Consider the following 20769-nt stretch of genomic DNA (forward strand, 5'->3'; position numbering starts at 1 on the left):
TCGCGGCTGAACGCAAGTCAGGCAAGAGGGCAGATATGGCACAGGCAGTGGTGATCGGGGCGGGCCCCGCCGGGCTGATGGCTGCCGAAGAGCTTGCCGGGGCCGGACACAATGTGCTGGTTGCCGAGGCCAAACCCTCGGTGGCCCGCAAATTCCTGATGGCGGGGAAGTCCGGTCTGAACCTGACAAAGGACGAGCCGTTTGACCGCCTGATTTTGGCGTACGGCGATGCGGCGGACTGGTTGTACCCAATCATTGCCGCATTCGATGCGCAGAGCGTGCAAAGCTGGGCGCGGGACTTGGGCCAAGATCTGTTCACGGGGTCCACAGGGCGGGTATTTCCCAAATCAAAAAAAGCTTCGCCATTGCTGCGCGCCTGGCTGGCGCGGCTGGACGAGATGCGGGTCGAGATCCGCACCCGTTGGCGCTGGTTGGGTTGGGACGGCCCCGCGCTGGTCTTTGATACGCCGGAAGGTCGGCAGAAAGTGGTTGCTGACGTCACGGTTCTGGCGCTTGGCGGTTCCAGCTGGGCGCGTCTGGGATCGGATGGCGCCTGGGCGCCGGCTCTGGCCGAGGCTGGGGTTCCACTGGTCCCTTTTGCACCATCGAACGCCGCACTGTCCGTCGAATGGAGCCCCCATATGGCCGCGCATTTCGGCCAGGCGCTGAAATCTGTTCGGTGGCGCGCGGGCGACCTTGCCAACCGTGGCGAGGCGGTCATTTCAGATAAAGGCCTGGAAGGGGGCGGTCTTTACCCGCTGACACCCGCGCTTCGGCAGGGTGCTGATCTGTATGTGGACCTCGTGCCGGACCGCACGATCCACGATCTGTCCAGGCGTTTGTCGACAGCTGGCCCGAAAACCACATTGACGCGTTGGTTGAAGAACGGCCTGCGCCTGCCTCCGCCAAAGATCGCCCTGTTCCACGAAATGACCCACGGGCAGAATCTGCGCCGCGATGATTGGGTCAAGACTTTGAAGGCTTTGCCTGTTCGCAATGCAGGCTTGCGCCCGCTGGACGAAGCCATTTCGACTGCGGGTGGCGTTGCGAGAAGCGGGCTGGATTCGGGGCTGATGCTGAAAGCCAAGCCCGGCGTGTTCTGCGCAGGCGAGATGCTGGATTGGGAAGCCCCGACCGGCGGCTATCTATTGACCGCATGCCTGGCGACAGGTCGATGGGCAGGGCGCTCGGCCGCAGAATGGGCCGGGCCGTCCCAAGCGGATTAGGCGGATTTGGCCATTTCACCCAGTTTCTTGTAGGCCGGACGCTCGCGAACGCGCTTGCCGTAGGCTTTCAGGCTGTCTGAATTCATCGGGAAGCCAGCCGATTTTGCCCAGCTCATGCAGTGAATGCACAGGATGTCCGCGATCGTCATCTGCTCGCCCTGAAGAAATGGTCCTTTGAACCGTTGCCCCATGCGTTGAAAGCTGCGGTCAAACTCCCATTTGGCAGTTTCGACGACCTGTGGAACGCGTTTGTCCTTGGGCAGGATGAACATATGGCGGGCGGCCAGCCAAAGCGGAGCGTCGAATTCTTCCAACAGCGCGTGCAACAACGAATCCTGCTCGGCCCGTTCCGGGGTGCCGGCGGGGTAGGTGAAGGCCCCGTGCTTGTCCGCCAGATAGGTCATGATCGCCGCGCTGTCCGAAATGATTGCATCGCCATCCTGCAGGACAGGGATCTTGCCCGTTCCGTTCAGGTCCAGAACGCGCGGATCGTGCGGGCCGGCATCGATCCACTCATAGTCCTGCCCCAACTCTTCCAATAGCCAGATCACTCGAGAGGCACGACTCTGGATGCGCCCGTAGATCTTGTACATGTCATGCTCCTGCGTGGTTGCACTGGCGACAGGGTGGGGGACTGCGCCGCCGCGTCAAGTCGGACGCGCCGTCAGTTCAGTTCAGCGTGACCGCGCCAGCATGGCCAGCCGGATCAGAGCGCGCTCGACCAGGGCCATGGCCGGGGCAGTCTGCCCCGCCGAACGGAGAGACAGATCCGTGTCCGTCAGCACGGTCAAAGCGGTCTGCAGCTTGTGCGCGCCCCAATTCTGCGCCTGCCGAAGGATCCGGTCACGCCGTTTGCCATAGACCGGCGGCCGGAGTTTGCCGATCCCTTGCGCCGCGCCACCGGGGTCCGAGGCGCAGGCATAAAGCGTGCGAAAATGGCGGGTCGCGCCGATGCATAGGGACACCGCATTGGTTCCCTGCGCCTGCAACCGTCGGATCAGGGGCCCGATTTCACCGGATCGGCCTTCGGCAACGACGTTGAGAACGTCATCCAGGGCCGCCTCATTAGATTGCGGTGCGCAGGCCTCGATGTCTTCGACGGCAACGTCTGAGGCATCACCGCGTTTGTAAAGAGACAGCTTTTCAACGGTTTGCGCAAAGTCGCCCGGGCTGAGTTCGGTCGCCAGATCGCTGAGTACGGACATCGCGTCACGGGGAACGCCTGCAAGTCCGGCTTGGGCCAGAACACGCTCGATCTCAGCGCGCGACGGTGGGTCGTCATAGATCCCGACCGCATAGGCAGCCCGATGGCCTTCGAACGCTTTGCGCAGCTTCGAGCTGGCCTTGAGCTGCCCGGCGGTCACAATGATCTGAGCGTCGCCTTGCGCCCAATCCTCGAGCGCGGCGGCGATCGCCGGGGTTGCGGCGTCGGTTGCATCCTCGACGAATACGGCGCGCGCGCCGGGAAAGAACCCGACGGCCTTCACGGCATCCAGCAGAAGGGCAGGATCCGCCCGCAGATCCGAGGCCGGAAGACGGGTCAGGCGCATTTCCTCTTCGGCACCCGGGCCCAAGAGCGCGGCCAATACCTGCTGGCGCTTGAGCGCGACGCGCATGGCGTCGGCGCCGTAGATCAACAATCCCGTCTTGTCGGGGTCAGGTTTGGCGAAATACCCCTCGGCGTCGCGCGGGGACAGCTTCATGAAGCCAAGCCCGGTGCGGAATACAGGCGCGTGACGATCTGATCGGACAGGATGACCATCAGCCTCTCCTTGGCATCCCGTTCATCAGCGAGCGTGGAAACGGTGGACCCCGCGGCGGAGTAGCCTACGAAATCGGCCACAGTGCCGGAGACAAGAATCTGGCCCGTTTCATTGGATTTCAGCGTATAGCTGGCGCGCCCGTCGATCGAATACCGGTTGGTCTCGTTCGAGGTCGTGATGGCGGCCCCGCGGGTCACCGTAGAGACCTGCACATTCAGGCTGTAATCCTTGGCCGAACTGACGCTGCGCCCGAGGGACTGCTCCAGATTCTGCACCAGAAGGTAGCTTTCGACGGAATCTGGCGCTGACACGGCGACCTTGCCGTATAATTCGCTGCCGGCGCCGCCCGGGGCATAAACCGGCTGGAACCCGCAAGCGGGCGCCACGGTCAACACCGCCAACGAAAGCAGCAGGTTTCTGCGGTCAAACAACGACATTCACGATCCGGCCCGGAACAACGATCACCTTCTTCGGAGCAGCGCCATCCAGCGCCTTCTGCACAGCTTCGGTGCTGAGCGCGATTTTTTCAACCTGCGTCTTGTCCAGATCCTTGGCCACGCTGATTTCGGCGCGGCGTTTGCCGTTGATCTGGATGGGCAGGGTGACGGTGTCATCGACCAGCATCGACTCGTCCGCCACCGGCCAGGGCGCCAGCGCCACCAGCCCTTCGCCGCCCAGCATCTGCCACAGCTCTTCGGACAGGTGCGGCGTCATCGGCGACATCAGCTGCGCTAGCGTCTTGGCTGCCTGCCGCTTGGCCTGCGCGCCCGCCTTGGATTTGGCCAGCGTGTTGGTAAAGGCATAGAGCTTGGCGATCGAGGCGTTGAAGCCGAAGGATTCGACCCCGCCTGTCACGTCATGGATGGTCTTGTGCATCTCGCGCAGCAGCGCGTCGTCCTCGGCATTGGCCGGGGCGTCGGATGCGGCGATCTCGGACACGATGCGATGCACGCGGCTCAGGTGCTTGTGCGCGGCCTCGGCGCCGGCGGCGGTCCATTCCACGTCACGCTCGGGCGGCGAATCGGACAGCACGAACCAGCGCGCGGTATCCGCCCCGAAGGCCGAGATGATGCTGACCGGGTCCACCACGTTCTTCTTCGATTTCGACATCTTGGCCGAGGGAATGATCTCGACCGGCTCGCCCGTCGCCTTCAGCTTGCCGTCCTCGACCTCTTCGGGAAGATGATAGACCGGGCGGCCCTTGTCGTCGCGGGTCTGATAGATTTCATGGGTCACCATGCCCTGAGTGAACAGCGCGTCGAAAGGCTCGATCGCCTTTTTCGGCAGATGCCCCGTCAGATGCATGGCCCGGGCGAAGAACCGCGAATACAGCAGGTGCAGGATCGCGTGTTCGATGCCGCCGATATACTGGTCCACGTTCATCCAGTATTCGGCCTCGGCCAGATCGGTGGGCGTTTGAGCGCGCGGCGCGGTGAAACGGGCGAAATACCACGACGAATCGACAAACGTGTCCATCGTGTCGGTTTCGCGCTTGGCCGGTTTGCCGCAGGACGGGCAGGCACAGTCGCGCCAGGTCGGGTGACGGTCCAGCGGGTTGCCCGGTTTGTCGAAGGTGACATCGTCGGGCAGGCGAATCGGCAGGTTTTCCTTCTTTTCGGGCACCACGCCGCAATCTTCGCAATGCACCACCGGGATCGGACAGCCCCAGTAGCGCTGGCGCGACAGGCCCCAGTCGCGCAGGCGGTACTTGGTCACGCCCTTGCCCCATCCGGCCTGCTCGGCAAAGTCGATGGTGGCGTCGATCGCTTCTTGCCCGGTGGCCTCGGTCAGGCCGGCGAAATGGTTGACCCAGCGCACTTTCTGCTCTTTCGGCGGGACGAAAGCGATCTTGTCCACCGGCGTGTCGTCATCCAGCGCAAAGAAGGTGTCGATCACAGGCAGGTCGTATTTGCGGCTGAAATCCAGGTCGCGCTGGTCATGCGCGGGGCAGGCGAAGATCGCGCCGGTGCCGTAATCCATCAGGATGAAATTCGCGATCCAGACCGGCAGTTCCCAGTTCGGGTCCAGCGGGTGCTTGACGCGGATGCCGGTGTCGAAACCCAGCTTCTCGCCGGTCTCAATAGCCTCTTCCGTGGTGCCGCCCTTGCGGCATTCGGAAACGAATTCAGCGACTTCGGGGTTCTCGGCCTCAAGTTGCTTGGCGATCGGGTGATCGGGCGAGATGCCTACGAAAGACGCACCCAGCAGCGTATCGGGCCGCGTGGTGTAGACGGTGATGGGCGCATTGCCGTCGGTGCGCTCGAAGGAAAACTCCAGCCCTCGTGACTTGCCAATCCAGTTTTCCTGCATCAGCCGCACCTTGGCGGGCCAGTTCTCGAGCGTATCCAGCGCCTCGAGCAGCTCTTCCGAAAACTCGGAGATCTTGAAGAACCACTGTGTCAGCTCGCGCCGCTCGACCAATGCGCCCGAGCGCCAGCCGCGGCCGTTTTCCACCTGTTCGTTGGCCAGCACGGTCATGTCCACCGGGTCCCAGTTGACCACGGCGTTTTTGCGATAGACCAGCCCCGCATCCAGCATATCCAGGAACAGCGCCTGCTGCTGGCCGTAATATTCCGGGTCGCAGGTCGCGAATTCGCGCGACCAGTCGATCGACAGGCCCAGCGGCTTCATCTGCGCGCGCATGTCGGCGATGTTGCCATAGGTCCAGTCCTTGGGGTGGCCGCCGATGGCCATGGCCGCGTTTTCCGCCGGCATCCCGAAAGCGTCCCAGCCCATCGGGTGCAGAACGTTGTGCCCGGTGCTCAGCTTGTGGCGCGCGATCACGTCGCCCATGGTGTAGTTGCGCACATGCCCCATGTGGATGCGTCCCGAAGGATAGGGGAACATTTCCAGCACATAGTATTTCGGCTTGTCTGCCGTCCGTTTGGCGGTGAAGATCCCGGCCTTGTCCCAGGCCTCTTGCCATTTTGCTTCGATTTCGTTGGCCGAGTAACGCGACATCATGCGGTCCTTCGTGAATGAAAACGCCGGGCAGGGGCCCGGCGTGGTAATATTGCGATTTTCGGCGGGTTGCTAGAGCTTGTTGTCCGCGATCCGCAGCTGGCGCGCCCGCGAAAGAATCGCATCTTCGACTGCACGCGTGGTCGCCGCGCTGACCGGAGCGCCTCCGCTGGTCTGCAGCGCCACCGAAAGGGACCGCGCCGCTAGGGCCGGATCACTGATGTGCACCGTTGCCCGATAGGACCGCCCGCCGCCCGGTGGTTTGCCGTAACCCGTTATGATCACGCCGGTAAACGGATCCACCTCCTGCACCGGCAAAAAGCTGAGAACATCCAGCGACGCCGCCCACAGGTATCGGTTGACCTGTGTGACCTGTTCCGAGTTGTTGGGGCCGAACACATCCCAGATGGTCGAACGATTCGGATCGTTGAGCTCGCGGGCCTCGGACGAGCTGCCGTCGGCGGATAGAACATTGGGGTTGGGCGACGTGCTCCGATTCTGTCCGCACGCAGAAACGGAGGCAGTCAAAACGGTCAAACCCAAAATCGTCAGCAGGCGCATCGTCGGCAGGTCCTGTTTTCACATGTTTTGCTTTGCTAGGAGATACTCCTAGACAACGTACTGTGCTGCAACAACCCCATTCTTGGCTTACGTACCGGTGCCGCTGAAATATCGGGGTGAATTCGACTGTGGCATCCTTGCACCAATTTTGGGCCAAAGAACCGAAGCTGTCCAAGGCATGCTTGCGCAACAGGGGCAAAAAGAGCGAAACGGTCTGCGTGCTGAGACATATGCAGCAGGTATGTGTCGAGTAGAAATTATTGAAACCGAGGGAAACAAGATGAAAAAAGTTCTCTTCGCATCGACCGCACTGATCGCAACCGCATCGGTTGCCGCGGCCGAAGTTAAGTTCAGCGGTTATGGCCGCTTTGGTATCGGTTACCTGGAAGACCGTACCGGCGTTGTGACCAACTTCAACACCGGCGTGACCGTCACCAACACTGGCGTGACCACCACGACCACCAGCGGTGCGACCAACACTGGTCAGACCACCACGCTGACCGACCAGACCACCACAAACACCGCAACCGTTGCAACCGACGAAACCATCCTGGTCTCGCGCTTCCGCCTGAACATCGACGGCATCGCGGAAACCGACGGTGGCGTCCGCTTTGAAGCACGTGTTCGTCTGCAGGCTGACGAAAACGCCAACACCGGCGAAGCAAACGCAGCCGGCCTGAACGGCGCTCGCTTCTCGGTCATCTATGGTGGTCTGCGTGTTGACGCCGGCAACGTTGCTGGTTCGTTCGACAACTTGGCAAACTACTACGGTAACGAGCCGGGCCTGGAAAACTTCATCGGCCAGTACTCGGGCGTTGACTACAGCTTCCTGGGCTACTCGTCGACCGGTGCAGGTTCGAACGCTGTGTTCTTCCAGTACGCAGTTGGTGACTTCGCCTTCGGCGCATCGTACGACCAGGCAACCTTTGGCCTGAACGGTGTTGCAGACAGCGCAGACCGTTGGGACATCAGCTTCACCTACAGCTTCAACAACTTCACCGCAGCTGTTGCTTATGGTGAAACCAGCGCCATCGGCGACGCTGTTGAGAAGCAGAGCCTGGCAGTTCTGACCCTGGGTGCTGAATTCGGCGACTTCTCGGGCACCATCTTCGTCGCAGACGATGACGTTGCAGACGACGCCCTGAACGGCACTGCATACGGTCTGTCGGCAGCCTACAACGTTGGCGCTGCAACCACCCTGACCTTCGCTTACGGCGACGGTTCGGCTGACAACGACACCCAGCAGTACGGCATTGGTGCCATCTACGACCTGGGCGGCGGTGCATCGCTGCGCGGTGGTATCGGCCAGTCGAAAGTTGGCGACGGCGACGGCCGCCTGCGCGCTGACTTCGGTGCTCAGTTCAACTTCTAAGTTGATCTGAACCGCAAGGTTTGAGGGCGGGTCTTCGGACCCGCCCTTTTCTTTTGTCCCGACATGGTGTTTTTCTGCGGACAAATGGAAACAGAGGGAATCCATGTCGCTGCAAGAAATCACCGCCCGCATCGCCAAGGCCGAAGCCGCAGCCGGCCGCCCCAAGGGCTCGGTCCGGCTGATTGCCGTATCCAAGGTGCAGCCCAACGATCGGGTCGAGGCCGTGTTGAAGCAGGGTCACCGGTGTTTTGGTGAAAACCGGGTGCAGGAGGCCGCCGGCAAGTGGCCCGCCTTCCGTGAAAGCTATCCCGATATTGATCTGCATCTGATTGGTCCGCTGCAAACCAACAAGGCGCGGCAGGCGATGGAGCTGTGCAACGCGATCCACTCGGTCGACCGTCCCAAACTGGCCAAAACCCTTGCGCGGCTGGCGCAAGAGCTGGGGCAGTGTCCTGACCTGTTCATTCAGGTGAATACCGGCGAAGAAGCCCAGAAAGCCGGGGTCATGCCCGCCGAGGCCGATGATTTTGTCGCCGAATGCCGCTCACTCGACCTGCCGGTGCGTGGGTTGATGTGCATTCCGCCCGTCGACGAAGTGCCCGCGCTGCATTTTGCTCTGCTGGCCAAGATCGCGCGCCGAAACGGTTTGGAAGGCCTGTCCATGGGGATGAGCAGCGATTTTGAAACGGCGATTGCGCTGGGTGCAACTCATGTCCGGGTGGGGTCGGCCATTTTTGGTGACCGGGTCAAACCCGAGGAATGATGATCCGGGTTCCGGGTGCGACGCGCCGCGCGATCCAGTGCAGATGGTCGCGGCGGAACGCTACGCAGCCTTCGGTCGGATAACCCGGCCTGCGCCACTGATGCAGAAAGATCGCTGATCCGCCGCCCGGTGTGGCAACGGGCCAATTCCAATCGGTAATCAGCACCAGATCGTACAGCGGGTCAGCCCGACGCAGGTGTTCGTGGCTGCATGGATAGGGCGCCCGAACGTGTTGGTTGTAGTCCTGATCCCTATCGTCATCCGACCACAGATCGCCCGGCCCGATGGGCAAAGCCCACGGGGCGGGCGGCGCAATCCGATCCGGGCGGTACAGCATCCCGACAATGTGGTGGTGCCCTGTGGGGGTGGCCCCGTCGCCCTCGCGCTTGTGGTTGCTCAGGCCGCCTTTGCCGATGGTGCAGGGAAACCTGCGGCCGAAGAACCGCACTCCGGTCGGCGTCACCACCAGATCAAAAGGGCTCACAGCAGGTGGCCCGATTTCGAGGCCTTGGTTGCCAGATAGGCCCGGTTGTGGGCGGTTTCCCCGACCTTCAGCGGCACACGCTCGGTAACGGCAATCCCGGTCCGTTCCATCATTGCGATCTTGGCCGGGTTGTTGGTCAGCAACCGGACCGAACTGAACCCGAGCGATTTCAGGATGTCCGATCCAAGGCGGAAGTCGCGCTCGTCATCTTCAAACCCAAGCCGGTGGTTGGCTTCGACCGTGTCGAAGCCCTGATCCTGCAGGAAATAGGCGCGCATTTTGTTGGCCAGACCGATCCCGCGACCTTCCTGGTTGAGATACAGCAGAACCCCATGCCCCTCGGCCCCCATCTGGGCCAGGGCACCGCGCAGTTGCGGGCCGCAGTCGCATTTCAGGCTGCCCATCAGGTCACCGGTAAAACAGGCCGAATGCAACCGTGCCAGAACAGGTTTCGAGCGATCCGGCCGGCCGATTTCGATGGCGTAGTGCTCCTCGCCACCGTCCTCTGGGCGGAAGACGTGCAGACGACCGGCCTCGGACACCTCCATCGGCAGGCGCGCGGCCACAACTTCGTGCAAAGGGCTGCGATCGGCCAGATGCGGCGCGGCGCGTGTGTGGTCGATGCAGGTCAGACCGTGTGTCGCCGCAAAGGCCCGGCCGTTATCGACCGCAACCACCACCGCAGCGGGCAGCAGGCGGGCGGATTTTGTCAGTGCGATTGCGATGCGATGCAGGTGCGCATTGCCCTGGCGCTGAGTCATCAAGGGCCCCTTCATCGGGGCATTCAGGTCATCGGACGGGTCTGCAACCGCCTGCACCCACCCCAGATCAGCCTCGGCCGGGATCACGACCCGAGCAAGATCACCGTCATAGGCGCGGGCTTTCAGCGTTTCGGCCCGTCGTCCTGTGATGGCAACCACAGGCGTGTCACCCAGACTCCTCAGGTCCGCCAGACGCTGCGGGTTGAGTGTCTCTGCGGCGACGGCAACAACGCTGAAATCCCCGTCATCCGTCAGCACGACCGGAACGCCCATCCGAAGGTCGGCACGCGCCCGGGCCAGCAACTCGGTGATGTCTGGAATGAGACTCATTGATGTTATCCTGTAACGTTCGACCCTCGTCCTAGCCCGTTCGAAAGGAAATGTGAAACATTTCCGGCCCACCAGACACGAGGGCGTGAGAGCATTGCAGCAAAACTTGTTGATTGCATCTTCCAAGCTCAAGTGTTGCAAAAGGTTTAGGAGGACCGGGACATGGCGCAACTCAAGAAAATCCTGCTGGTCGATGACGATGAAGACCTGCGCGAGGCGCTCAGCGAGCAGTTGGTGATGACCGAGGACTTTGATGTATTCGAAGCCTCCGACGGCCAATCCGCGATGGAGCGGGCGCGCGAAGCCATCTATGACCTTGTGATCCTGGATGTGGGTTTGCCCGACACAGATGGGCGCGAGCTGTGCCGCCTGATGCGCAAGCAGGGGGTCAAAAGCCCGATCCTGATGCTGACCGGCCATGACAGCGATGCCGATACGATCCTGGGGTTGGATGCGGGCGCCAACGACTATGTTTCAAAGCCGTTCAAGTTCCCGGTGCTTCTTGCCCGGATCCGTGCGCAGCTGCGCCAGCACGAACAGTCTGAAGATGCCGTTTTTGTCCTGGGGCCCTATACCTTCAAACCCGCGATGAAGATGTTGATCACCGAGGACGACCGCAAGATTCGGCTGACCGAGAAGGAAACCAACATTCTCAAATTCCTGTATCGCTCGACCGATGGCGTGGTGGCGCGCGATGTGCTTCTGCATGAGGTCTGGGGCTACAACGCAGGTGTCACCACACATACGCTGGAAACGCACATCTACCGCCTGCGTCAGAAAATCGAGCCCGATCCCTCCAATGCGCGCCTTTTGGTCACAGAATCTGGTGGATATCGACTGGTGTCGTAACCATAGGTGGATTGATGTGGATCAAAGTGATACTCTGCAAGCATCTTTAGGATAATCCCATCCCGTGCATGTCCGGGTCATGACATGTACCTCCCTGTTGGACTGCCGGGCCTTTGGCCCGGCTTTTTTTCGGATGGCACCCCGGCACCTGCCGCGCTAGTTTGCCCGAGTCGCGACAAGGGAACCCGATCATGCCTTTCACTTTGGCCACCTGGAACATCAATTCCGTTCGCCTGCGCGAGCCGATCGTGCTGAAGCTGCTGCAGGACGAAGCGCCGGACGTGCTCTGCCTGCAGGAGTGCAAATCGCCGGTCGACAAGATCCCGACCGAGGGATTTGCGGAACTGGGCTACACCCACATGATCGCCCGCGGTCAGAAGGGCTACAACGGCGTGGCCATCCTGTCGCGCCTGCCGATCACGGATCTGGGCGATCAGGACTTTGCCGGGCTGGGCCATGCCCGGCATGTGGCGGGGCAACTGGAAAACGGGGTGATCATCCACAATTTCTACGTCCCGGCAGGCGGCGACGTTCCCGACCGCGAGGTGAACGAGAAATTTGGTCAGAAGCTGGATTACCTGACCGACATGCGCGACTGGTTCCACGCTGAAAAGCCGCAGAAATCCGTTCTGGTCGGTGACCTGAACATCGCCCCGCGCGAGGATGACGTGTGGTCGCACAAGCAACTGCTCAAGGTCGTGTCGCACACGCCGATTGAGGTCGAGCAACTGGCTGAAACCCAGGATGCGGGGGGCTGGGTCGATATCACCCGGCAGGACATCCCCGAGGGACAGCTCTACAGTTGGTGGTCCTATCGCGCCCGCGACTGGGATTCGGCTGACAAGGGGCGGCGCCTGGATCACGTCTGGGCGACGCCCGACATCTCGAACGCCGGCCATTCCAGCCGCATCCTGCGCGACGCGCGCGGCTGGGAGAAGCCCAGCGACCACGCGCCCGTCTTTGCCAGTTTCGATCTTTGATCGGTGCGGGATTCCGCAATTCGACCCTTGGTTTCCCGGTCGGCTGGTTGCATATAAGGCGCAAGACTGAATCCGGAGAGTGAATGCCATGGAACTTCTGAACGGCGCAGGCAGCCCCGCAGCCACCGATCTGATCAAAGACGGAACCGAGGCCACTTTCATGGCCGATGTCGTCGAGGCATCGCAGGAAATGCCCATCATCGTTGACTTCTGGGCACCTTGGTGCGGACCGTGTAAGACCTTGGGTCCGGCATTGGAAGAGGCCGTGACCGCGGCCAAGGGCGCGGTCAAGATGGTGAAAATCAACGTGGATGAGGCTCAGATGATCGCCTCGCAATTGCGCATCCAGTCGATTCCGACCGTCTATGCCTTTTTCAAGGGGCAGCCGGTTGACGGATTCCAAGGCGCGCTGCCAGGATCGGAGATCAAGGCCTTCATCGACCGCGTAATTGAGGCCGCCGGGGGTCAGAGCCCGGGCGGCCAGCTGGACGAGGCCGTGGAGGCCGCCGAAGAGATGCTGAACGAAGGCGCGGCAGTGGATGCGGCCCAGACCTTTGCCGCCATTCTTGGCGAAGACCCCAAACATGCCGCGGCCTATGGCGGCCTGGTGCGGGCGCATATCGCGATGGGTGACCTTGATCAGGCCGAGGCGATCCTGAACGGCGCTCCGGCCGAAATCTCGACGACGGCCGAGTTGGAGGCCGCCCATGCCCAGCTGGAACTGGCCAAGCAGACCGCGAACGCCGGGCCGGTGGCCGAGTTGACGGCAGCGGTCGAAGCTGACCCCGACAACCATCAGGCTCGGTTCGACCTGGCGCAGGCGCTCTATGCCAACGGCAAGGCCGCCGAGGCGGTTGACCAGCTTCTGGAGCTGTTCCGCCGCGATCGGGAATGGAATGATGGCGCAGCCAAGGCGCAGCTGTTCACCATCTTCGATGCGCTCAAGGCCAATGACCCGATCGTTTTGAACGGTCGGCGCAAACTCAGCTCGATGATATTTGCCTAACCGCGCATCAGAGCTAGAATCGGAAACATGATGCATCCCGCCGATCTGCCGGACACGGTGTCCGTGTTTCCTCTGCCCGGGGCGCTGTTGCTGCCCCGGTCACGCCTGCCGCTGCATATTTTCGAGCCTCGCTACCTGCAAATGCTGGATGACGCCTTGAAAACCAAAGAGCGGCTGATTGGCATGGTCCAGCCGAACCCTTGTCAGAACGACGACACCAAGTTGCATCGGATCGGATGCGCCGGACGTGTCACGCAGTTTTCCGAGACCGAAGACGGGCGCTATCTGATCACGTTGTCCGGCGTTTCCCGGTTTCGTATCCAATCCGAATTGGATGGTTTCACGCCGTATCGTCGCTGCGCCGTTACCTGGGACGGGTTCGACCGCGATCTGGGCAAAGGGGAAATCGACGATACGTTCGACCGGTCCGGTTTCCTGCGTCTGCTGGGGCGTTACTTTTCCGCCCGCCAGCTCTCGACCGATTGGGAGTCACTGAACGAGGCGGATGACGAATTGCTGGTCAACTCCCTGTCTATGCTTCTGGATTTCGACCCTGAGGACAAGCAGGCCCTGCTTGAGGCGCCCTGCCTGCGCACCCGGCGCGAAACATTGGTCACACTGATCGAATTCTCGCTGCGCGGGGGTTCAAACGAGGAACAACTGCAATGACTGAGACGGAACCGGGGTTCGACCGCCACATGCTCGAGGCCCTGATCTGCCCGCAGACCCATACCACGCTGGAATATGACGCCGAGCGGCAGGAGCTGGTCTCGAAAGCCGCTGGTCTGGCCTTTCCGATCCGCAACGGGATTCCGGTGATGCTGGTGGATGAGGCGCGCAAGCTCGACTAGATCGGGCGGCCCTGCAGCAGCCTGGGCAGGTCGCCTGTCAAACCGGCGGCCTCGCGCACGAAGCCGCGGCGCAGACCGGGCAGGGAGCCCACGATGCCCATGCCGATGTCGCGCCCCAACCGCAGGATCGGATTGTCGTTCGAAAACAGCTTGTTGAACACATCCGTCGCCATTGCCAGGGCGGCCGTGTCGAAGCGGCGCCACTCCTGGTAACGCTCCAGAACCAACACCGAGCCGATGTCCTCGCCACGTCGCCCGGCCAGCGTCAGCACCTCGGCCAGCGCGCCGACGTCGCGTAGCCCGGCGTTCAGCCCCTGACCGGCGATCGGGTGCATGCCATGGGCCGCATCGCCCACCAGCGCCAGCCGCTCCGCGATGAAGGAATTGGCGATGGTCAGGTTCAGCGGATAAGTGAACCGGTCGCCCTGCAGGCAGATGTCACCCAGAAAATCGCCGAATCGGGGCCGCAGGACCTGAAGGTACTCGGCCTCGTCCAGTGCGTTGATGCGCTGCGCGGTGTCAGAGCGTTCGCTCCAGACGATCGAGCTGCGGTTGCAGGTTAGCGGCAGGATCGCCAGCGGGCCGGGGGGCATGAAGAACTGATGTGCGATGCCGTGATGCGGCAGATCGTGTTCGATGGCGCAGACCAGCGCGGTCTGGCCGTAGTCCCATCCGGTCCGCTTGATCTCGGCGCGGGCGGCGGTGCCACTGCGGCGGCCGTCGCACCCCACCAGAAGCCGACCGGACAGCGCCGATCCGTCATCCAGCGTCACGGTCACGCCGCCTGGACCGGTTTCCTGCGCAACAACGGTTTTGCCACTGACCCGGGTGATCGCCGGTACCGCCTCCATCGCCGCAAGAAACGCGCGCCGCAGGTGACGGTCCTCGACCATATACCCCATCGGGCCTTCCTCGATCTCGGCATGGTCGAAATGCATGAAAAACGGCGACGGGCCTGCGCCCGCATGGCCATCGGTGACCTTGATCTCCAACATCGGCTGGGCGTGGTCCGCGACCCGCTCCCAGACGCCGATCGCGGCCAGCAACCGTTGCGAGGCCAGCGCCAGCGCATAGGCACGCCCGTCGAACGCCGCGGTCTTGCGCACCTTCTCGGCCAGTGCGTCGATCACGGTAACGCTGTGCCCGGTCTGCGCCAGCGCCAGCGCCAGGGCGGGGCCGTTCAGCCCGCCGCCCACGATCAAGATATCGGAAACCTGTGTCATGCGGTGCAATATGCGCGCCCTTTCGGGATTGTCCATGTGCAGTCCTGTCGCTACCGTCGCCGAAACACGAATTTTTCCGACAAGGGGGCAAAGATGCAGGACTGGCTGACCATGACGGCATGTGACCTGGGCCGCGGGATCGGCATGGGTCAGATCGATCCCGAGGAGCTGACCGAGGTCTATCTGACGGCCATCGACGCCCATCTGCACCGCGACCGCATCTATGCCCGCGTCACGCATGACCGCGCCCGCGCCGAAGCCCGCGCGGCCAAGGAGCGGGCGGCCCAAGGGCTGCGCCGGTCGTTGCTGGATGGGGTGCCGATCAGCTGGAAGGATCTGTTCGACACCGCCGGGATCGGAACCGAGGCCGGATCGGCCCTGCTGCGCGGCCGGGTGCCCGAGAACGACGCAACCGTCCTGCGCAACGCAACGTCCATGGGCGCGGTCTGTCTGGGCAAGACGCATATGAGCGAGCTGGCCTTCTCGGGGCTTGGTCTGAACCCCGTCACCGCGACGCCGCCCTGCGTGAATGACGAAAAGGCGGTTCCGGGCGGGTCGTCCTCGGGTGCGGCGGCGTCGGTGGCCTTTGGTCTGGCGGCCTGCGGAATCGGCTCGGACACGGGCGGATCGGTGCGCATTCCGGCCGCGTGGAACGATCTGGTGGGGCTGAAGACCACCTCGGGGCGGTTGAGCCTTGAGGGCGTGGTGCCCCTGTGCCTGCGGTTTGACACGGTTGGCCCGCTGGCGCGGTCCGTCGAGGATGCGGTGCAGATGTTGGCGCTGCTGGAGTGCGGAACGCCGGCCGATCTGCGGGGCGCCAGCCTGAAGGGGCGGCGGTTTGCCGATCTGCAGACAATCGCGCAGGACGATCTGCGCGACGCACCACGCCAGGCCTATGCCGAGGCGCTGGACCGCCTGCGAGATGCCGGTGCCGAGATCGTGCCGCTGGAGGTGCCGGAACTGGCCGAGGCGATGGGCCTGTCCGGTGTCCTTTACACCACCGAAGCCTATGGCCTGTGGCGCGACGTGATCGAGGCCAACCCTGAGGCGATGTATCCCGAAATCCTTGAACGGTTCCGCGCGGGCAAGGGGCATTCCGGCCCGGATTACGTGGCCGCATGGTCTCGGTTGAAGGCCTGCCGGTCGGTCTGGGACGCGGCCACCGCCGGCTTCGACGCGGTTTTGGCCCCCACTGCGCCGATCCTGCCGCCGGATCTGGACCGGCTGATGAACGACCATGACTACTACGTCACCGAGAACCTTCTGGCCCTGCGCAATACCCGGATCGGCAACCTGATGGGGCTGGCGGCGCTGTCGCTGCCCACTTCGACACCGTCCTGCGGGCTGATGATGCTGGGCTATCCGGGCTCGGAGGAGGCGCTTTTGCGGCTGGGTGCGGCGGCCGAGGTGGTTCTGACCTGAATGCCACAATCCCCTGATTCGGAACCTCTTTGTCTGGACGCGCGGGGGTTCGGCCTGTAATCTGCTGGAAAACCGGGGCGCCAATGATCCCGGTATCGAGGCAGCAGTCATGAATTTCCCCGAGCGGTTTTCGAACCTACCGGCTTATGCTTTTCCGCGTCTACGCGCCCTGCTCGACCATCACGCGCCGGGTGGCGATGTCGTGCACATGACGATTGGCGAGCCCAAGCATGACTTTCCGCCCTGGGTGACCGATGTCATCGTGGAAAACGCCGCCGGGTTCCAGACATACCCGCCGAACGAGGGGTCGGACGCGCTGCGCGGGGCCATCGCCGAATGGATCGACCGCCGCTATGGCGTGCGGATGGACCCCGAGACCAACATCATGGCGCTGAACGGCACGCGCGAGGGGTTGTACAACGCCGCCATGGCCCTGTGCCCCGAGCAGAAGAACGGCCGACAGCCGATCGTTTTGTGCCCCAACCCGTTCTACCAAGTCTACATGGTGGCCTCGATCTCGGTCGGGGCGCAGCCGTATTTCGTGCCGGCCACCGCGGCCACCGGGCACTTGCCGGACTATGCCAGCCTGCCAGAAGATGTGCTGAACCGCACCGCCGTGGCCTATATCTGTTCGCCCGCCAACCCGCAGGGTGCCGTCGCCTCGCGCGACTACTGGGCCGAGCTGATCCGGCTGGCCGAGCGGTACGATTTCCGCATCTTCGCCGATGAGTGCTATTCTGAGATATTCCGCGATACGCCGCCCACCGGCATCCTGACCGTCGCGCAGGAGCTGGGCGCCGACCCCGAGCGGATCACGCTGTTCAACTCGCTGTCGAAACGGTCGAACTTGGCAGGGCTGCGGTCGGGGCTGATAGCGGGCGGGCCGGAAAGCATCAAGCGGGTCAAGCAGTTGCGCGCCTATGCCGGGGCGCCCTTGCCGTCGCCGTTGCAGGCCGCCGCGGCCAGGGTCTGGGCCGATGAGGCGCATGTTCAGGAAAACCGTGCGCTGTATCAGGAAAAATACGCCATCGCCGATCAGGTGTTTGCGGGCGTTCAGAGTTATATGCCGCCCGAGGCGGGGTTCTTTCTTTGGCTGCCTGTCGAAGATGGCGAGCAGGCCGCATTGAAGCTGTGGCAGGAAACCGGGGTTCGGGTCCTGCCGGGCGCATATCTTTCACAAGGGGATCCAGGGCAGAACCCGGGCAAAGGCTTTATCAGGGTCGCGATGGTGGCCCCAAAAACAGAGATGCAGCGCGGGCTGATCACGCTCCGCGACTGTATCTATTCGTGAGGTACGAGGGCACATGGCATCTTACAACGCGCGCAACCGCGACCCATTGTTGGACAGCACCACCCAGGCCGCAATCGAGCGGCGCAGCAAGGAACTGATCGGGATCGCCTTGATCTTGGCCGGCCTGGCCGCCGCGGCGATGATCTGGTCCTACACGCCGGATGATCCGAACTGGATGGTCTCGACCGACGCGCCGGTGCAAAACTGGCTGGGCCGGTTCGGCGCCTCCATCGCCGCGCCGTTGTTCATGATCGTGGGCTGGGGCAGCTTTGGCATCGCGCTGGTGCTGGTCGGCTGGGGCGTGCGCTTTGCCGGCCATTTCGGCGAGGATCGCGCCGTGGCCCGCCTGATTTTCGCGCCGATCTGGATCGCCGTGCTCTCGGTCTATGCCGCGACGCTGGTGCCCGGTTCCGAATGGCGCGCGACGCACAGCTTTGGTCTGGGCGGTCTGTTCGGCGACACGGTGATGGGGGCGCTGCTGACGCTGTTGCCGATCTCGTCGCATTTCATGGTCAAGCTGATGTCGCTGGCCATGGCGGCCGGCATGCTCGCATTGGGCGTCTTTGTGCTGGGTTTCACCAAATCGGACGTCCGGCGCGGGTTCCGGGCTTTCCTGCTGGGTCTGGTGATGGCCTATGACATGCTGATGACCGCGCTGGGGCAGGGGGCTTCGGCCACGGCCCGTGCGGCGCAGGCGCGCCGGGAAAAGTGGCAAGAACGCAAGGCAACCCAGGCCGCCGGTGCCGAATTCGAAGATGAACTGGCCTATGCCGATCCGGTCTTTGAAGAGCCCGAGATCGCAGCCCCCGAGCCCGTCAAAACGGGCCTGCTTGCGCGCGTGCCCGGCCTGATCCGCCGCCCCGAGCCGATGCCCGAACCCGAACTGGTCGATCCGGAACCCGTTACCGGATATGACGAGATGCCGGGCGAGGACCGGATCCGCTCGAAGATCTCCGCGGTGATCCAGAACCGCAAGGTCGCCACCGGTGAAATCGCGCCCGAGCCCGATCCGAACCGCCCGCTGACCAAGGGGCGCGGCCGTGGCCCTGACCCGCTGATCCTGAATGCGCCGCGTGCGGGCAACCTTCCGCCCGAACCTCCGCTGACTGCTGCCGGGCTGCCGCCCGAGCCGCCGTTGACAGGGCTCCCGGCGCAGCCGTCTGCGGAAATGGAGACGTTCGCGGAAGACCCGGTCTCGGCCTATGCGCCTGAGGATATCGACGACGATCAGGTGTTCGAGGATGCAGAGGACCCAATCGCCGAGGCGCGCCCGGCCATGAAGATCCCGGTTGCCGAACCGCGCAAGCCGGTTGTGGCGCAGCCAGTCCGGCGCAACGTCCTGCCGTCGCGACGGGCTCAGGCCGAAGCGCAGCCCAGCCTGTCTTTCGAAGAGCGGCACACGGATTTCGAACTGCCGCCGCTCAGCCTGTTGACGAACCCGTCGGGCATTCAGCGTCATCACCTCAGTGACGAAGCGCTGGAGGAAAACGCGCGAATGCTGGAGAACGTGCTGGATGATTATGGGGTCAAAGGCGAGATCGTCAGTGTCCGCCCCGGCCCTGTCGTCACAATGTACGAGTTGGAACCCGCACCGGGCCTGAAAGCCAGCCGCGTGATCGGGCTGGCCGATGATATCGCCCGGTCTATGTCGGCCCTTTCAGCGCGGGTCTCGACCCTGCCCGGACGTTCGGTCATCGGTATCGAACTGCCCAACGAGAACCGCGAGATGGTGGTCCTGCGCGAAATCCTGGCAAGCCGCGATTTCGGCGACGGCACCCATGCGCTTCCGCTGGCGCTGGGCAAGGATATCGGCGGCGACTCGGTCGTGGCCAACCTGGCCAAGATGCCTCACCTGCTGATCGCCGGGACGACCGGTTCGGGCAAGTCGGTGGCGATCAACACGATGATCCTGTCGCTGCTCTACAAACTGACACCGGATGAGTGCCGCCTGATCATGATCGACCCCAAGATGCTGGAGCTTTCGGTCTATGACGGCATCCCGCATCTGCTGTCGCCGGTCGTGACCGACCCGAAAAAGGCGGTGGTTGCCCTGAAATGGGTTGTCGGTGAAATGGAGGACCGCTATCGCAAGATGTCCAAGATGGGCGTGCGCAACATCGCCGGCTACAACGGCCGGGTGAAGGACGCGCTGTCCAAGGGCGAATTGTTCAGCCGAACGGTCCAGACCGGATTCGATGACGAAACCGGAGAGCCGATCTTCGAGACCGAGGAATTCGAACCCAAGGCCATGCCCTATATCGTTGTCATCGTCGATGAGATGGCCGACCTGATGATGGTCGCGGGCAAGGAGATCGAGGCCTGTATCCAGCGTCTGGCGCAGATGGCACGGGCCTCGGGCATCCACCTGATCATGGCCACGCAGCGCCCATCGGTGGACGTTATCACCGGTACGATCAAGGCTAACTTCCCGACCCGGATCTCGTTCCAGGTAACGTCGAAAGTCGACAGCCGGACCATCCTGGGGGAAATGGGGGCCGAGCAGCTGCTGGGGCAGGGCGACATGCTGTATATGGCTGGCGGAGCCAAGATCACCCGCTGCCACGGGCCGTTCGTGTCCGATGAAGAGGTCGAGGAGGTGGTGAACCACCTCAAGCAGTATGGTCCGCCGGACTATGTCGGCAGCGTGCTGGATGGTCCGTCCGAGGACAAGGCCGACAATATCGACGCGGTTCTGGGTCTGAATACCGGCGGCAACACCAATGGTGAGGACGCCCTGTACGATCAGGCGGTTGCCATCGTGATCAAGGATCGCAAGTGTTCAACCTCGTACATCCAGCGGAAACTTGCCATCGGCTACAACAAGGCCGCGCGGCTGGTCGAGCAGATGGAGGACGAAGGCGTTGTTTCGGCAGCAAATCACGTGGGCAAACGCGAAATCCTCGTCCCGGAACAGTAGGATATTTAA

General features: G+C 62.8%; 19 protein-coding genes. 11 read left to right on the forward strand and 8 right to left on the reverse strand.

The window, feature by feature from the left end:
• Nucleotides 1-35: 35 nt before the first annotated feature.
• The gene (locus AC2FNZ_RS17275) at nucleotides 36-1226 is read left to right on the forward strand and encodes a TIGR03862 family flavoprotein (protein WP_496841380.1); all 1191 of its coding nucleotides are present in this window, start codon (nucleotides 36-38) and stop codon (nucleotides 1224-1226) included.
• On the opposite strand, the gene AC2FNZ_RS17280 is transcribed toward AC2FNZ_RS17275, so the two are convergent.
• From AC2FNZ_RS17280 to AC2FNZ_RS17300, 5 genes are all read right to left on the reverse strand, one after another.
• Nucleotides 1223-1819: a glutathione S-transferase family protein gene (locus tag AC2FNZ_RS17280; RefSeq protein ID WP_093964255.1), complete on the reverse strand. Its 597-nt coding sequence runs from the start codon at nucleotides 1817-1819 to the stop codon at nucleotides 1223-1225. The two genes, AC2FNZ_RS17275 and AC2FNZ_RS17280, sit on opposite strands and share 4 nt — an antisense overlap.
• A gap of 81 nt (nucleotides 1820-1900) precedes the next feature.
• On the reverse strand, nucleotides 1901-2929 hold the full coding sequence (gene holA, locus AC2FNZ_RS17285; protein ID WP_093964256.1) for a DNA polymerase III subunit delta: 1029 nt from the start codon (nucleotides 2927-2929) through the stop codon (nucleotides 1901-1903).
• On the reverse strand, nucleotides 2926-3426 hold the full coding sequence (gene lptE / locus AC2FNZ_RS17290; protein WP_496834395.1) for an LPS assembly lipoprotein LptE: 501 nt from the start codon (nucleotides 3424-3426) through the stop codon (nucleotides 2926-2928). The genes holA and lptE overlap by 4 nt, the downstream gene beginning before the upstream one ends.
• Nucleotides 3413-5950, reverse strand: a complete 2538-nt coding sequence (gene leuS / locus AC2FNZ_RS17295) for a leucine--tRNA ligase (RefSeq protein WP_496841381.1) — start codon at nucleotides 5948-5950, stop codon at nucleotides 3413-3415. Before leuS ends, lptE begins: the two co-directional genes overlap by 14 nt.
• A gap of 72 nt (nucleotides 5951-6022) precedes the next feature.
• Nucleotides 6023-6511 carry a DUF3576 domain-containing protein gene (locus AC2FNZ_RS17300; protein ID WP_170341302.1) on the reverse strand — a complete coding sequence of 163 codons (489 nt, stop codon included), beginning with the start codon at nucleotides 6509-6511 and terminating at the stop codon, nucleotides 6023-6025.
• A gap of 280 nt (nucleotides 6512-6791) precedes the next feature.
• Between AC2FNZ_RS17300 and AC2FNZ_RS17305 the strand changes: the two genes are divergently transcribed.
• Both AC2FNZ_RS17305 and AC2FNZ_RS17310 read left to right on the forward strand, forming a co-directional pair.
• The gene (locus AC2FNZ_RS17305; RefSeq protein WP_496841449.1) at nucleotides 6792-7883 is read left to right on the forward strand and encodes a porin; all 1092 of its coding nucleotides are present in this window, start codon (nucleotides 6792-6794) and stop codon (nucleotides 7881-7883) included.
• Nucleotides 7884-7986: 103 nt separating this feature from the next.
• Nucleotides 7987-8646: a YggS family pyridoxal phosphate-dependent enzyme gene (locus tag AC2FNZ_RS17310; RefSeq protein ID WP_496841382.1), complete on the forward strand. Its 660-nt coding sequence runs from the start codon at nucleotides 7987-7989 to the stop codon at nucleotides 8644-8646.
• Here AC2FNZ_RS17310 and AC2FNZ_RS17315 read toward each other — a convergent pair.
• Nucleotides 8630-9130, reverse strand: a complete 501-nt coding sequence (locus AC2FNZ_RS17315; RefSeq protein WP_496841383.1) for a L,D-transpeptidase family protein — start codon at nucleotides 9128-9130, stop codon at nucleotides 8630-8632. The genes AC2FNZ_RS17310 and AC2FNZ_RS17315 overlap by 17 nt on opposite strands.
• Complete coding sequence (ribA, locus tag AC2FNZ_RS17320; RefSeq protein ID WP_496841384.1) at nucleotides 9127-10221, reverse strand: GTP cyclohydrolase II; 1095 nt, start codon at nucleotides 10219-10221, stop codon at nucleotides 9127-9129. Before ribA ends, AC2FNZ_RS17315 begins: the two co-directional genes overlap by 4 nt.
• Before the next feature lie 162 nt (nucleotides 10222-10383).
• Here ribA and AC2FNZ_RS17325 point away from each other — a divergent pair, with 162 nt between their 5' ends.
• The 5 genes from AC2FNZ_RS17325 to AC2FNZ_RS17345 all read left to right on the forward strand — a co-directional run bounded on the left by AC2FNZ_RS17325 (nucleotide 10384) and on the right by AC2FNZ_RS17345 (nucleotide 13907).
• On the forward strand, nucleotides 10384-11070 hold the full coding sequence (locus AC2FNZ_RS17325; protein WP_093964262.1) for a response regulator transcription factor: 687 nt from the start codon (nucleotides 10384-10386) through the stop codon (nucleotides 11068-11070).
• A 191-nt stretch (nucleotides 11071-11261) separates the two neighbouring features.
• The gene (locus tag AC2FNZ_RS17330) at nucleotides 11262-12050 is read left to right on the forward strand and encodes an exodeoxyribonuclease III (RefSeq protein WP_496841385.1); all 789 of its coding nucleotides are present in this window, start codon (nucleotides 11262-11264) and stop codon (nucleotides 12048-12050) included.
• Nucleotides 12051-12138: 88 nt separating this feature from the next.
• A complete protein-coding gene (trxA, locus tag AC2FNZ_RS17335; protein WP_496841386.1) occupies nucleotides 12139-13056 on the forward strand; it encodes a thioredoxin in 918 nt (305 codons plus the stop codon).
• Nucleotides 13057-13083: 27 nt separating this feature from the next.
• Complete coding sequence (locus tag AC2FNZ_RS17340) at nucleotides 13084-13725, forward strand: LON peptidase substrate-binding domain-containing protein (RefSeq protein ID WP_093964265.1); 642 nt, start codon at nucleotides 13084-13086, stop codon at nucleotides 13723-13725.
• Nucleotides 13722-13907, forward strand: coding sequence for a Trm112 family protein (locus tag AC2FNZ_RS17345; RefSeq protein WP_093964266.1), 186 nt, complete (start codon nucleotides 13722-13724; stop codon nucleotides 13905-13907). Before AC2FNZ_RS17340 ends, AC2FNZ_RS17345 begins: the two co-directional genes overlap by 4 nt.
• On the opposite strand, the gene AC2FNZ_RS17350 is transcribed toward AC2FNZ_RS17345, so the two are convergent.
• Nucleotides 13904-15166, reverse strand: coding sequence for an FAD-dependent monooxygenase (locus tag AC2FNZ_RS17350; RefSeq protein WP_496841387.1), 1263 nt, complete (start codon nucleotides 15164-15166; stop codon nucleotides 13904-13906). The genes AC2FNZ_RS17345 and AC2FNZ_RS17350 overlap by 4 nt on opposite strands.
• Nucleotides 15167-15223: 57 nt before the next feature.
• Between AC2FNZ_RS17350 and AC2FNZ_RS17355 the strand changes: the two genes are divergently transcribed.
• The 3 genes from AC2FNZ_RS17355 to AC2FNZ_RS17365 all read left to right on the forward strand — a co-directional run bounded on the left by AC2FNZ_RS17355 (nucleotide 15224) and on the right by AC2FNZ_RS17365 (nucleotide 20760).
• Nucleotides 15224-16552, forward strand: a complete 1329-nt coding sequence (locus tag AC2FNZ_RS17355; protein ID WP_496841388.1) for an amidase — start codon at nucleotides 15224-15226, stop codon at nucleotides 16550-16552.
• 109 nt (nucleotides 16553-16661) lie between these two features.
• The gene (locus tag AC2FNZ_RS17360) at nucleotides 16662-17843 is read left to right on the forward strand and encodes an aminotransferase class I/II-fold pyridoxal phosphate-dependent enzyme (RefSeq protein WP_496841389.1); all 1182 of its coding nucleotides are present in this window, start codon (nucleotides 16662-16664) and stop codon (nucleotides 17841-17843) included.
• 13 nt (nucleotides 17844-17856) lie between these two features.
• Nucleotides 17857-20760, forward strand: a complete 2904-nt coding sequence (locus AC2FNZ_RS17365; protein WP_496841390.1) for a DNA translocase FtsK — start codon at nucleotides 17857-17859, stop codon at nucleotides 20758-20760.
• Nucleotides 20761-20769: the final 9 nt, after the last annotated feature.

It is taken from the genome of Ruegeria sp. SAZA006 (assembly GCF_059613465.1).